This window comes from Selenomonadales bacterium (assembly GCA_017442105.1).
Taxonomy (GTDB): Bacteria; Bacillota; Negativicutes; order RGIG982; family RGIG982; genus RGIG982.
Window position 1 is genome coordinate 1 of the sequence record JAFSAX010000126.1, and the last position, 12,123, is coordinate 12,123.

At 48.1% G+C, this 12,123-nt stretch carries 16 protein-coding genes; 13 read left to right on the forward strand and 3 right to left on the reverse strand.

Annotation, left to right across the window (positions count from 1 at the left end):
• The 9 genes from sigG to nrdG all read left to right on the forward strand — a co-directional run bounded on the left by sigG (position 1) and on the right by nrdG (position 7,444).
• Positions 1-771 carry an RNA polymerase sporulation sigma factor SigG gene (gene sigG, locus IJN28_04835; GenBank protein MBQ6713094.1) on the forward strand — a complete coding sequence of 257 codons (771 nt, stop codon included), beginning with the start codon at positions 1-3 and terminating at the stop codon, positions 769-771.
• Positions 772-779: 8 nt separating this feature from the next.
• Positions 780-1,358, forward strand: coding sequence for a stage II sporulation protein R (spoIIR, locus tag IJN28_04840; protein MBQ6713095.1), 579 nt, complete (start codon positions 780-782; stop codon positions 1,356-1,358).
• A 51-nt stretch (positions 1,359-1,409) separates the two neighbouring features.
• Complete coding sequence (locus IJN28_04845; GenBank protein MBQ6713096.1) at positions 1,410-1,655, forward strand: YlmC/YmxH family sporulation protein; 246 nt, start codon at positions 1,410-1,412, stop codon at positions 1,653-1,655.
• A 50-nt stretch (positions 1,656-1,705) separates the two neighbouring features.
• Positions 1,706-2,011, forward strand: a complete 306-nt coding sequence (locus tag IJN28_04850) for a YlmC/YmxH family sporulation protein (GenBank protein MBQ6713097.1) — start codon at positions 1,706-1,708, stop codon at positions 2,009-2,011.
• A gap of 243 nt (positions 2,012-2,254) precedes the next feature.
• Entirely contained in the window at positions 2,255-3,298 is a 1,044-nt protein-coding gene (locus IJN28_04855) for a glycosyltransferase family 8 protein (GenBank protein MBQ6713098.1), read from the forward strand.
• Between the two features lie 26 nt (positions 3,299-3,324).
• Entirely contained in the window at positions 3,325-4,131 is an 807-nt protein-coding gene (gene proC / locus IJN28_04860) for a pyrroline-5-carboxylate reductase (GenBank protein ID MBQ6713099.1), read from the forward strand.
• A 198-nt stretch (positions 4,132-4,329) separates the two neighbouring features.
• Positions 4,330-4,794: a transcriptional repressor NrdR gene (nrdR, locus tag IJN28_04865; GenBank protein ID MBQ6713100.1), complete on the forward strand. Its 465-nt coding sequence runs from the start codon at positions 4,330-4,332 to the stop codon at positions 4,792-4,794.
• Between the two features lie 21 nt (positions 4,795-4,815).
• Positions 4,816-6,840 carry an anaerobic ribonucleoside-triphosphate reductase gene (gene nrdD / locus IJN28_04870; GenBank protein MBQ6713101.1) on the forward strand — a complete coding sequence of 675 codons (2,025 nt, stop codon included), beginning with the start codon at positions 4,816-4,818 and terminating at the stop codon, positions 6,838-6,840.
• 64 nt (positions 6,841-6,904) lie between these two features.
• Positions 6,905-7,444: an anaerobic ribonucleoside-triphosphate reductase activating protein gene (nrdG, locus tag IJN28_04875; protein ID MBQ6713102.1), complete on the forward strand. Its 540-nt coding sequence runs from the start codon at positions 6,905-6,907 to the stop codon at positions 7,442-7,444.
• A gap of 32 nt (positions 7,445-7,476) precedes the next feature.
• Here the strand turns inward: nrdG and IJN28_04880 are convergent, their stop codons facing one another.
• Both IJN28_04880 and IJN28_04885 read right to left on the reverse strand, forming a co-directional pair.
• Positions 7,477-7,803, reverse strand: a complete 327-nt coding sequence (locus tag IJN28_04880; protein ID MBQ6713103.1) for an AzlD domain-containing protein — start codon at positions 7,801-7,803, stop codon at positions 7,477-7,479.
• On the reverse strand, positions 7,790-8,488 hold the full coding sequence (locus IJN28_04885) for an AzlC family ABC transporter permease (GenBank protein ID MBQ6713104.1): 699 nt from the start codon (positions 8,486-8,488) through the stop codon (positions 7,790-7,792). Before IJN28_04885 ends, IJN28_04880 begins: the two co-directional genes overlap by 14 nt.
• A 302-nt stretch (positions 8,489-8,790) precedes the next feature.
• Here IJN28_04885 and IJN28_04890 point away from each other — a divergent pair, with 302 nt between their 5' ends.
• The 3 genes from IJN28_04890 to IJN28_04900 all read left to right on the forward strand — a co-directional run bounded on the left by IJN28_04890 (position 8,791) and on the right by IJN28_04900 (position 10,235).
• Positions 8,791-9,333 (forward strand): NADH peroxidase, encoded by a 543-nt coding sequence (locus IJN28_04890; protein MBQ6713105.1) that lies wholly within the window; start codon positions 8,791-8,793, stop codon positions 9,331-9,333.
• Positions 9,334-9,345: 12 nt separating this feature from the next.
• The gene (locus IJN28_04895) at positions 9,346-9,663 is read left to right on the forward strand and encodes a DUF1540 domain-containing protein (protein MBQ6713106.1); all 318 of its coding nucleotides are present in this window, start codon (positions 9,346-9,348) and stop codon (positions 9,661-9,663) included.
• A gap of 68 nt (positions 9,664-9,731) precedes the next feature.
• The gene (locus tag IJN28_04900) at positions 9,732-10,235 is read left to right on the forward strand and encodes a DNA-deoxyinosine glycosylase (GenBank protein ID MBQ6713107.1); all 504 of its coding nucleotides are present in this window, start codon (positions 9,732-9,734) and stop codon (positions 10,233-10,235) included.
• A gap of 23 nt (positions 10,236-10,258) precedes the next feature.
• Here the strand turns inward: IJN28_04900 and IJN28_04905 are convergent, their stop codons facing one another.
• A complete protein-coding gene (locus IJN28_04905; protein ID MBQ6713108.1) occupies positions 10,259-11,050 on the reverse strand; it encodes a tRNA 2-thiocytidine biosynthesis protein TtcA in 792 nt (263 codons plus the stop codon).
• A 204-nt stretch (positions 11,051-11,254) separates the two neighbouring features.
• Between IJN28_04905 and IJN28_04910 the strand changes: the two genes are divergently transcribed.
• Positions 11,255-12,123: CBS domain-containing protein (locus IJN28_04910; protein ID MBQ6713109.1), on the forward strand; the 869-nt coding region annotated here is incomplete at its 3' end.

Genomic DNA, 12,123 nt, shown 5'->3' on the forward strand with positions numbered 1-12,123 from the left:
ATGATCAATAAAGTAGAAATTTGCGGTGTGAATACGTCCAGATTGCCGATCCTGTCGGCTTCGTATATGCGGACCTTGTTCGAGGAATTGCAGAGCGGGCGGACGGAGGCGCGTGAGATACTCATTCACGGGAATCTTCGGTTGGTGCTGAGTGTGATACAGCGGTTTCATAATCGCGGAGAGTATGTCGATGATCTGTTCCAAGTCGGTTGTATCGGACTGATGAAGTCGATCGACAACTTCGACTTGTCGCAGAATGTCAAGTTTTCCACGTATGCGGTGCCGATGATCATCGGGGAGATCAGACGATATTTGCGCGATAATAATCCGATCCGCGTCAGTCGCTCGATGCGCGATGCGGCGTATAAGGCGTTGCAGGCGCGTGATATGCTGGCGAACAAGTATTCGCGTGAGCCGTCTATCAAGGAGATCGCCGAGGAGCTTAATATGTGCAGGCAGGATATCGTTTTTGCGCTCGATGCGATACAAGAGCCCATCTCGCTGTTCGAGCCTATCTATCATGACGGCGGTGACCCCATCTTTGTGATGGATCAGATCAGCGATGATAAGAACCTTGACAAGAACTGGCTCGAGAGTGTCATGCTCCGCGAAGCGATGAAACATCTCAGTGCACGCGAACAACATATTTTGAATCTGCGCTTTTTTGAAGGGAAAACGCAGATGGAAGTCGCGGAAGAGATCGGCATTTCGCAGGCACAAGTTTCTCGTCTGGAGAAAGCTGCCATTTCACATATGAAGAAGTATGTGTGAGGTGGCTGATGATGGAGAGAAGGATCGTATTGCGCATCATCATCGCGATGGCATGTATCGGGTGGGGGTGGATATTCTATCATGTATTCGGACAGACGAGTGTACCGTCGGTCGGCTCAGGGCAGCTGCTGCGTCTTCATGTGATCGCAAACGGTGACAGCGTGCGCGAACAGGCAGTCAAACTGCGTGTAAGAGATGCGGTGATACGGACGCTTGCCGATGACATGGAGGCGGCAGACGACAGTGAGGAAGCGAAACGTATCGTATTGATGCGTGAAGATGAAGTCATCGCGGCGGCGCAGACTGTGCTGGAGCAAGCAGGAGAAGACGATACAGTCAGAATGGAGGTGGGGAGATTCGCGTTTCCGCTGAGGGTGTATGGTGATCTGGTCGTGCCTGCGGGTGAATACGAAGCCGTCAGGATCATCATCGGTGAAGGCAAAGGGCAGAATTGGTGGTGTGTCCTTTTCCCGCCTCTGTGCATGGTAGACGCCGCTGTTGCAGTAAGTGCGGAGGAGATATCGGGCGAAGAAAATGAAAAGCGTATCATCTACCGAAGCAAGGTGGCGGAGATGCTCGGACAATAGCAGGAATCATGCCGTTCTCATATACTGGAGAAAAAGCAGAGGGGGACGGCAATGCTTACAATGAGAGAACTGCGCCGAAAAGATGTCATCGGAGTGGCGGACGGCAAGCGTATCGGGCGAGTCGCGGATATCGCGTTCGATGAAGAAACGGGACAGGTGATATCACTCGTGATCGGCGTGCGCAGACCGTGGTTTGGACTGCTCGAATCGGAAGAGAAGCGAACGGTATCGTACGACATGGTACGTACGATGGGACGCGATGTGATATTGATAGATGAAGATGATCTGGCAAAATAATCGGAATAGATCGCCTTGCAATCGGATATAGATTAGCAGGAGGCGATTCGATGGATAGTATAGGTGCGGCTGTTTTGTTTTCGAAGCTCAAGGCCAAGGAAGTCGTTTCCATTGCGGACGGCAAACGTCTTGGACGGATCGTCGATGCGGAGGTCGATCTTGCTGAACGGCGGATAACAGCGATCATATTACCGCAGGCAGGCGGTCGTATCGCTTTTTTTGAGAAAGCAGAAGAATGGCGTATCCCGTGGGAGATGATAGAACGTGTTGGGGAAGATGTCATTTTGGTAAAAGCCGCTATGGTGAACGAGAAGAAGGGCAGACGAGGTCTGAGGTTATTCCCTAAAAAAGAATAATGGGCAAAAGCGCATTTATCTATTTTGATAAATGCGCTTTTTTGAGGAAGGGAAGTTGTTGAGTAATTATGCTCTGTGCATCGTGATGTGAGTGAGCAGACATCGAAGGGGTGAGGCTGTTGTTCGAAGCCTCCGTGCATTATGTGTTCAAAAGTGCAGGAAAACAAAATAGCTTATCGAATTAGTTATAAAAAGCTGTAATGATATTGAAGGTTTGATAGATGTGTATAATCGGGAGGATTCATGAAAATGATCTCGTGTACTGAAAAAGATATGGAGCATAAAAATAAAATCAGTGTCAATGATGCACAGATACCGGATGGTTATCGGCGTGTTGTTCCGATCGTATTTGCTGTCAATGCTAAGTATGCGTGTTATAATGCGGTGACAATACAGTCCATCATTGAACATTGCAGTGAAAATGATTTTTACAGAATCTATATATTGCAAGATGGATTGGGTGATGCATTCGTTCGGCGGTTGGAAGGTATCGGTAGTAAAAATGTTGTTGTGCGTTGTGTTGACGTTGGCGATCTTATCAATCAAAAACAGGTCGATCTGCATATTCGAGCGCATTTCAGCAAAGAAACATATTTTAGAATGGTCATACCTGAGATAATGCCGTTTTATGAAAAGGTCATTTATCTGGATTGTGATCTGGTTGTGAAAGACGATGTTGCTGCGTTGTTGAATGAAGACATAGGAGAACATTATATTGCAGGTGTGCGGGATTGTTATGCGCATATGATGGATGAACGACTGAAAAAAGATCTGGGTATAGACGGACTCGGATATGTGAATGCAGGTGTGCTTGTGATCAATATGAAGCAATGGCTGAAACATGATCTGATGACCGAATGTTTTGAGATGATAAGTCGGACACCGAAAGAAAAGTTGCTATATCTGGATCAGGATGTACTCAATACTGTCTGTTATAATAAGATATATCATTTTGATGAAGTATGGAACTTCCAATGGCATATGCTGCATTGTGAAAAACGATACGAAGAGATGCTTGTACCGCGTGCAATGAGAATAAAAGACGATTGCAAGATACTGCATTTTTCTTCGCAGATAAAGCCGTGGCGTCAGCCCGAGTTGGAGTTGAGCAATGAGTTTTGGCGATATGCCCGTAAGACGGATTTTTACGAAGAGATACTGTATGCCAATATGAAGGAAGAGCTTGAACCCGAGAAGCTGTTGGCGGTATTGCTGAAAAAGAAAGTACTCAGAGCTGTAATGCGAAAAAAATTGAAAAAGAGTTTTTTGTATCGACTGTTCAAATGAATCAAATCGGATGGGAGCGATATACGATGTTTCAAGATAAGAAGATAGGTTTTATCGGCGGTGGTGCGATGGCAGAAGCGATCATCGGCGGGATATTGGAAGCTGGTCTGGTCAAGGCGGAACAGGTACGCGTGTATGATATATCAAAGGCGCGTCTTGCTGTACTGAAAGAAGAATACGGCGTAGAAGGCTGTGCAATGAACGAGCTTACTGCATGGGCGAATGTGCTCTTTCTTGCCGTCAAACCGCAAGTGATCGGCAGTGTGCTTGCTGAATTGGAAGGAAACGTACCTTCCGATACGATCGTTATCTCCATTGCGGCAGGTGTTACGATCGATAAGTTACAGGCGCATCTGCCGAATGTACCGATCGTGCGCGTGATGCCGAATACGCCTGTCTTTGTCAATGCGGGCATGGCGGCACTTGCGATGGGGGCGTATGCAGACGAAGAGGTGACATCGTTTGCGAAAGCTGTCTTTGATGCTGTCGGTCGTGCCATCGTCGTAGCCGAATCGTCGATGGATGCCGTGACGGGTCTGTCGGGCAGTGGCCCTGCCTATGGTTTTGTTATGATAGATGCGCTTGCTGATGCAGGTGTGCGTGTCGGTCTTGGTCGCCAAGATGCAATTCTTTTGGCGGCGCAGACACTTTACGGTGCGGCGAAGATGGTTTTGGAAACGGGCGAGCATCCTGCGGTGCTTCGCGACCGTGTGACATCGCCGGGAGGAACGACGATCGCAGGTGTACACATCATGGAACAGCAAGGTGTGCGCGGAGCCTTGATCGACGCGGTCATAGCGGCAACGGAGCGCTCAAAAGAGATGGGAAAGTAACAATTTAATAGAGGCTGATAAGCAGGCGTTGTGCGCAAGAAGCGGACGCCTGTTTTTTTATTTATAGAAAAAATTTTATTAAAAAACGATAGCCCCTTGCAATCGGGAGAGAGAAACACTATACTAGATATAGTGTGGCGAGAGAAAGATACATACAAGATATAGTATTATTTGCCAAACGCTGAAAGGAGTGAACGTATGCGCTGTCCCGCGTGTAATTATGTGGAAAGCAAGGTCATAGACTCGCGTGCCACGGAGGACAACAGCACGATCCGCAGACGACGGGAATGCCATCAATGCGGTACAAGATTTACGACCTTCGAGATGGTGGAGAAGGTGCCGCTCATGGTGCGGAAAAAAGATGGCAGACGTGTTGTGTTTGAACGGGAGAAGGTATTGAACGGCTTGATGAAAGCGTGTGAAAAACGTCCCGTTTCGGTAGAACAGATGGAAGAAGTCGCAACTGAAGTCGAGAGAGAACTTCGCGGCAGTCAGCAGAGGGAGGTTTCCAGTCAGGAGATCGGAGAGTGTATCATGCGTCATCTGCTCAATGTCGATCAAGTAGCATACGTGCGATTCGCATCGGTGTATCGGCAATTCGCCGATATCGAGAGCTTCAAAGAAGCGTTGGAAAGTCTTATCCAGAATAAAAAACCATTATAAGAATGTGAGGAATAGAAAATCATGTTTGCAAGAATCAAAAAACGTGACGGCCGTGAAGTGCCGTTCGATGAGTCGAATATTACAGATGCCATTTTCAAGGCTGCACAGGCTGTTGGCGGTGCGGACAGACAGATGGCAATGGAATTGACGCTTGAAGTACTCCGTGAATTGAAGAAAAAATACAGCGGTCAGATCTTCAGCGTAGAAGATGTACAAGATATGGTCGAAAAAGTATTGATCGAACGCGGTCATGCGAAAACGGCCAAAGCATATATCCTTTATCGTGCAAAACGTACGAGAATGCGTGAAGCACGTTCCGACTTGATGGATGCCGTAGCAGACATCTTGGTAGAAACGAGCCGTGAAAATGCGAACGTTTCCAACTCTCCGTCGGCAAAAATGCTCCAGATCGCCAGTGCGGCAAGCCGTGCTTACTATCTGAGCCGTATGATCCCCGAAAAAATGTCGCAGGCACATATCAACGGTGACTACCATATCCATGACTTGGATTTCTACGGTAAAACGCTCAACTGTATCCAGATCCCGCTTGGCAAGCTTTTGAAAGAAGGCTTCAACAACGGCCACGGCTACATTCGTCCGCCGAAACGTCCGGGCTCGGCAACAGCGCTTGCTGCGATCATTCTCCAAAGCTCGCAGAACGATATGCACGGTGGTCAGTCGTTCGCATTCTTCGACCGCGATATGGCTCCGTATGTAGAAGATGCGACAGAAGAAGAAACATATCAGGCAATGGAAGCGTTCATCTACAATCTTAACAGCATGCACAGCCGTGCAGGTGCGCAGGTACCGTTCTCCAGCCTTAATATCGGTCTTGATACTTCCGAAGGCGGCCGCAAAGTTATCCGCAACGTCCTTTTGGCATACGAAAAAGGCTTGGGTCGTGGTGAAAACCCGATCTTCCCGAATATTTTGTTCCGTGTTAAAAAAGGTGTCAACTTCAACCCGGGCGATCCGAACTATGATCTTTTCAAACTCGCGATCCGCGTAGCGTCCAAACGTCTTAACCCGACGTTCAGCTTCATGGATTCTTCGTTCAATCGTGAATACGGCGATCAAGTCGGCTACATGGGCTGTCGTACGCGTGTTATGTCGAACATCTGCGGTCCCGAAGTAACGGACGGCCGCGGCAACCTCAGCTTCACGACGATCAACCTTCCGCGTCTTGCGATCAAAGCAGAACGCGATCTGATGAAATTCTACGAAGAACTCGACAGCTTGATCGACTTGGCGGTCGAACAGCTTTATCACCGTTACCAGGTACAGGCAGGTCTGAAAGTAAGAGATATGCCGTTCCTTATGGGACAAGGCCTCTACCTTGATTCTGACAAATTGTCGATGAACGACGATATCTCGTCTGTTGTAAAACACGGTTCCTTGTCGGTCGGTTTTATCGGTTTGGCAGAAACGCTCACCGCACTTGTGGGTCATCATCACGGTGAGAGCGAAGAAGCACATGCTCTCGGTGAAGAGATCGTTGCCTTCATGCGCAACAAAATGGATCAAGCCGCAACGAAATATCAGCTTAACTTCACCTTGCTCGCTACACCTGCCGAAGGTCTGTCGGGACGCTTCGTTCGCATGGACCGCAAAGAATACGGCGTGATCCCGGGCGTAACGGATAAAGAATACTACACGAACTCGTTCCATGTGCCGGTATCGTACTCGATCAGCGCATACGACAAAATGCGTATTGAAGGTGCATACCACAAATATACGAACGCAGGTCATATCAGCTACGTTGAATTCGAAGCACCGCCGATCCACAATCTTGATGCCGTAGAAGACGTTCTTCGTCATATGGCGGCAAGCGATATCGGTTATGCTGGTATCAACTTCCCTGTTGACTTCTGTGAAGAGTGCGGATACTTGGGCGTTATCGAAGGCGACTGCTGTCCGGTCTGCAAAGAAGACAATATCAGCCGTGTTCGCAGAATCACGGGCTATCTCAGCACGCTCGAACGATTCAACGATGCAAAACAGGCAGAACTCCATGACCGCATCACGCATGTCGGCGATGTAAAATAATCAAATAAAAGAAAAAGCCACCGCGTAAAGGTGGCTTTTCTGACGATAAATAGGAGGAAATACGATGGATGTACAGTTGGCAGGATTGATAGAAGAAAGTGTCGTTGACGGCCCCGGTATGCGATTCGTTATTTTTACACAAGGCTGTGAGCATCATTGCGTAGGGTGTCACAATCCGCAGACACATGATCCGAACGGCGGAGAAACCGTTTCCGTCGATTGGCTCAAAGAACAAATAGATGCACAAAAATTGATCCGCGGTATCACCTTCTCGGGCGGTGAACCGTTCATGCAATCGGAGGCGATGGCAGAGCTGGCGCGCTATGCCAAAGAAAAAAACTTGCACACGCTTGCTTATACGGGGTATACGTTCGAAGAACTCCTCGCAATGGGTAAAACGGATAAAGGCACAGCAGATTTTTTAGCGTCGCTCGATATGCTTGTGGACGGTCCGTTTGTTCTGGCACAGAGAGATATCACGCTTAAATTCCGCGGCTCCAAAAATCAAAGACTCCTTGATGCACCGAAATCTTTGGCGCAAGGAAAGGCCGTAGAATGGGAAGACCCCAACGAAGTCATGCTCAGACAGTTTCATAGAGATTAAATAAAAAAACTCGCTCGTAAGGGCGAGTTTTTTTATATTCCGAAATAGACAATGGTGCCATATATCAGCGTTCCCCAAAAGACGGATTGGAAGAGCGATCTTGTTTTGAGTGCGATGATAAATACGATGAGAGATACGAGAAGATCGGGGCTGAAAAGATTCGTGTCGATCGAATTGCCCTCTAAAAAGATGCCCGAGCAGACGAGTGCGCCGAAGATGGCGGGCGGTACATAGCGAAGCCATTCTGCAAGTCGCGGAGAAATAGTACCGCTGCCGAACAAAAAGAGCGGCAGTACACGTGGCAGATACGTTACGAAAAACATTCCTGCGATACAAGCGATCAGCTCAAGATTCGACATGGTTTTTCACTCTCCTTGTATTGAGCCAATAGCCGAGCGTTGCCGCAGATAAGGCGGCGATGATAATATTGGCTTTTGTTGCGGCAAGATCGACGAGCAGAACAGCTATCAGGCCTCCTGCAATACCTGCGATGATAAACGTCTTGTCTTTCAGCGTGTAGGTCCAAAGGCAGATGAGCATGGCCGTCAACATATAGCCGATCACACTCACGTCGAGCGAGATGAACTCGCCAAGTATACTGCCGATAACACTGCTGAGTACCCATGTGATATGGACGAGAATGTTGACACCGAGTGCACGGCTTGAACACCAACTGCCACCTGTAAACTTCATCAGATTGACGGCGAATGTTTCGTCTACGACGCCTTGCGCGAACAGGGATAAAAAACGCTTGGAGTGATTTTTGAGATGGGATACGAGTGTCGTGCTGTATAAAAAATGACGCGAATTGATCAAAAAAACGGTGGCGATGACCGATTCGAGAGAAGCACCGCCCGCGATCATCGAGATCGCGATGAACTGCGCTGTGATAGCGAATAAGAAAAGTGACATAAAAAATATCTCGATCGTATGGAATCCGATTGCTTGTGCGAAAATACCGTATGCCAGACCGAGTGGAAGATAGGCGGCACAGATGGGGAACGCATTGCGATAGGTATCGGGGTTAAATATATTGCAAAACATAAAGCAAAAACACCTTTCTTTCTTTTATTTTAATAAAAGAAGCTTATTCTCGCTAAAAATAGAAGGGTTATCTTGTAAATATATTATATGATTGAAAGTAAAATAAAGCAAGTGATACTTTCTGTTATTTGGGACAAATAATATGATAATGAATATAAAAAGAGATATTGTTGTAATGGCATAAAAAATAATAAAACAGACACAAAATGCTTGATTATAAAAATGGCAATGCATGGCATAGATTTTCGTTCGATGCGCATACTAGATTCGGTGATCCAAACGGGTTGAAAGGAGCGATCGGTATGAAAACATTTCTTTGTACGGTGTGTGGGTATGTCCATCGCGGCGATGAACCGCCGATGAGCTGTCCTGTGTGTCATGCGTCGAAAGAAAAATTTGTGGAGCAGAGTGCAAGCGGTGCGTGGGCTGACGAACATCGCATCGGGGTTGCGCAAGGTGTTGATAGTGAGATCATGGAGGAGCTTCGTGCCAACTTTATCGCAGAATGTACGGAGGTCGGTATGTATCTTGCGATGAGCAGACAGGGTGACCGCGAAGGGTATCCCGAAGTCGCCGAAGCGTATAAACGAATCGCTTGGGAAGAAGCAGAGCATGCCGCGAAGTTTGCTGAGCTTCTCGGTGAGGTCGTCAAACCGTGTACCAAAGAGAATCTGACGATGCGTGCCGAAGCAGAGTACGGCGCATGCGAAGGGAAAAAACGTCTTGCGACACTTGCGAAGCAGAAGAACCTTGATGCCATTCATGATACCGTGCATGAGATGTGCAAAGATGAGGCGCGTCACGGGTGCGCATTCCGCGGTCTTTTAAAACGATATTTCGCATAAGGAGGAATGGTGATGGCAAGAGTACGATGTCAGGCAGAAACGTGTTCACATAATTCGGCAGGGACTTGCTATGCAAACGGGATCGATGTTTGCGGCGGTATGGCAGAGGAGAAAGGTCAGACGAGCTGTTCTTCGTTCCTTGACAAGACGATCTATTCGTCGCTTACGAACAATACGGAAACGGGCGGTGATTGTGACCGCATCTCCTGTTCGGTCATGTCCTGCATCTATCAAAACAGCGGAGCCTGTACGGCAGAGGCGATCGAAGTTGGTGGTCACAGAGCGACTGCGTATCACGAAACGGCATGCAATACGTTCCGCGCAAGATAGCAGTATGGCAGGGATAGGACACGGAAAGGACGAATCAAAAGAGTATCTGATATCATGGAGAGATCTGTATGAAGAATGAATTGGTAACGCATATTTTCCCGCCCGCCTTCGATAAGGATTCGCGCGTCTTGATACTCGGCACGATCCCATCGCCCAAGTCGCGCGAGGTCGGCTATTATTACTCGCATCCGCAGAATAAGTTCTGGCGTGTGATGGCAGACCTTTTCGATGAGCCTGCACCGCAGTCTGTCGCAGACAAGGAGGACTTTCTTAGACGTCATCACATTGCGCTGTGGGATGTGCTGAAGAGCTGTCTTATCAAAGGTGCGGACGATGGCAGTATCCGCGATGCCGAGCCAAACGATATGAATGAGATATTGGCGCATGCAGATATCCGAGCGATCTTCACGACGGGGACGAAGGCCGCACAGCTCTATAAACGGCACTGTCTGCCCAAGACGGGGCGAGAAGCTGTTGCGCTTCCTTCGACCAGCCCTGCGAATTGTCGATTTTATACATATGAAGAGATAAAAGAAGCGTACCGCGTGATACTCGACTATCTGCCGAAATAAAAAATGATGCAACAGTAGTTGCATCATTTTTTATGTATCAGTCGCATGAACGCAGTATGCTTTTCTTTCATCTGTGCGCGAGTAAGCTCTTTTGGCCACAAGTCTGATACGGCATCTTCACGCATCGCGGCAGACAGGTGAGAATAGAGATTCGGGAATTGTTTACCGAGCTGTTCGATCAGCTCTTTCGTATCCTGTCGATTCGTCTTGCCGTCGAGCGGGCAGGGATTCTTGAGCGGACTGCAGCCGTGTATCGACACCGAATCCGCCAGCTCTGATTCGCGGAAGTAGATGAGCGGGCGAATGACGGTAAGGTCTTGACGCGACAGATACGTTTTGGGGCGGAATGTCTTGATCTGTCCGGAGGAGAACAGCCCCATCAGAAGTGTTTCCACCGCATCGTCGTGATGATGGGCGTAGGCTATCTTATTGCAGTCAAGCTTTTTGGCGATGCGGCCGATGGCACCGCGACGGAAAAATGCGCACGTAAAGCAGGGGTCTTTGCCGTCTTGGTTGCGTATCGCCTGCGCGATATTGACCTGCTGTACTGTCAGCGGGATGCCGAGGTGATTGCAGAAGTCGCGGAGCGGAGCCGTATCGAAATCGTCGGAGAACTGTGCGTCGATAAAAACGGCATGAAGCGATACGTTCATCGGCAGACGGTCGCGGAGAACAGAGAGCGCATAGGTTAAGAACAGGCTGTCTTTACCGCCCGACAAGCCGATCAGGATGCGGTCGTTCGGCTCGATGAGGTCAAATTCGAGGATCGCGCGCAAGAGGCGGCTCCAATAGGTTTGTGGCATTGTATTCGTCATATGGAACTCCTTTATGAAGAAATATCGCAAAAACAGCATCTTGTCAGCTCGATTTTGGGAAATGAGTAGACAAGGGGGCTTTTTTTATTGTATCATATAGTATCGGAAAAGAAAATTCGATATGAAATAGGAAAAATAGAATACATGTCGAATTGATATTATATTTTATGGATATTATTCCAAAAACGGAGGAGAAACATGAAAATGCAAAAACCAGTTTATGTTATCGGTCATCGCAATCCTGACACAGACTCCATCTGTTCGGCACTTGCATATGCACATTTGAAACGCGAAACAGGAGAAGCATCCGCACTTGCTGCAAGAGCAGGTCAGGTGAATGCAGAAACGCAGTTCGCACTCGATTCGTTCGGCATGGAAGCACCTGTTTTCTTGGCTGACGTATATCCGCGTATCAAAGATGTGATGGAAGACATTATTGTAACGGCAAGCGAAGATGCAACGATCCGCGAAGTCGGTATGTTGATGCATGAATATAAAGTAAAATCGGTACCGATCGTAGCAGAAGGCAATCAGCTCAAAGGTATCGTAACGGTCATGGATCTTGCACGTCGTTATTTCGAAGAGATCCAGCTCGAAAACTTGGCAGACAGCGGTATCACGTTCCAAGCGGTGAAAAAAGGTCTTGACGGTACCGTTCTCTGCGGCGGCGACCTCGACCGTAAACTTTGCGGTCGTGTATTCGTAGCGGCAGGCGAGCTCGCATTCGTTCGCGAAACGGTACAGGAACATTCTGTCGTTCTCGTCGGTGGTCGTTATACGGAGATCGAAGAATGTCTTACCAAAGGCGTTGATGCGATCATCTTGACGTGCGGCGCACAGATGCCGGCAGAACTTTTGAAACGTGCAGAAGAAAAAGGCGTTCTCGTCATTGCGACCGATTACAACACACTCAGAAGCGTACGCCTCTTGTATCAGGCTGTACCGGTATCGTCCATCATGCAGACGAAATTGACGACATTTGAAAAAGACGATCTCGTCAGCGAAATGCAGGAAGTTATCAAAGAAACGAACTTCAACCACTACCCTGTCGTAGAAGACGGTAAGATCATCGG

Excerpts from the sequence above, each read along its gene's own strand:
- IJN28_04850 (MBQ6713097.1), top strand. The coding sequence starts at position 1,706 with ATGGATAGTATAGGTGCGGCTGTTTTGTTTTCGAAGCTCAAGGCCAAG.
- IJN28_04855 (MBQ6713098.1), top strand. The coding sequence starts at position 2,255 with ATGAAAATGATCTCGTGTACTGAAAAAGATATGGAGCATAAAAATAAA.
- IJN28_04895 (MBQ6713106.1), top strand. The coding sequence starts at position 9,346 with ATGGCAAGAGTACGATGTCAGGCAGAAACGTGTTCACATAATTCGGCA.
- proC (MBQ6713099.1), top strand. The coding sequence starts at position 3,325 with ATGTTTCAAGATAAGAAGATAGGTTTTATCGGCGGTGGTGCGATGGCA.
- nrdD (MBQ6713101.1), top strand. The coding sequence starts at position 4,816 with ATGTTTGCAAGAATCAAAAAACGTGACGGCCGTGAAGTGCCGTTCGAT.
- nrdG (MBQ6713102.1), top strand. The coding sequence starts at position 6,905 with ATGGATGTACAGTTGGCAGGATTGATAGAAGAAAGTGTCGTTGACGGC.
- IJN28_04900 (MBQ6713107.1), top strand. The coding sequence starts at position 9,732 with ATGAAGAATGAATTGGTAACGCATATTTTCCCGCCCGCCTTCGATAAG.
- sigG (MBQ6713094.1), top strand. The coding sequence starts at position 1 with ATGATCAATAAAGTAGAAATTTGCGGTGTGAATACGTCCAGATTGCCG.
- spoIIR (MBQ6713095.1), top strand. The coding sequence starts at position 780 with ATGATGGAGAGAAGGATCGTATTGCGCATCATCATCGCGATGGCATGT.
- IJN28_04885 (MBQ6713104.1), bottom strand. The coding sequence starts at position 8,488 with ATGTTTTGCAATATATTTAACCCCGATACCTATCGCAATGCGTTCCCC.
- IJN28_04880 (MBQ6713103.1), bottom strand. The coding sequence starts at position 7,803 with ATGTCGAATCTTGAGCTGATCGCTTGTATCGCAGGAATGTTTTTCGTA.
- nrdR (MBQ6713100.1), top strand. The coding sequence starts at position 4,330 with ATGCGCTGTCCCGCGTGTAATTATGTGGAAAGCAAGGTCATAGACTCG.
- IJN28_04890 (MBQ6713105.1), top strand. The coding sequence starts at position 8,791 with ATGAAAACATTTCTTTGTACGGTGTGTGGGTATGTCCATCGCGGCGAT.
- IJN28_04845 (MBQ6713096.1), top strand. The coding sequence starts at position 1,410 with ATGCTTACAATGAGAGAACTGCGCCGAAAAGATGTCATCGGAGTGGCG.
- IJN28_04905 (MBQ6713108.1), bottom strand. The coding sequence starts at position 11,050 with ATGACGAATACAATGCCACAAACCTATTGGAGCCGCCTCTTGCGCGCG.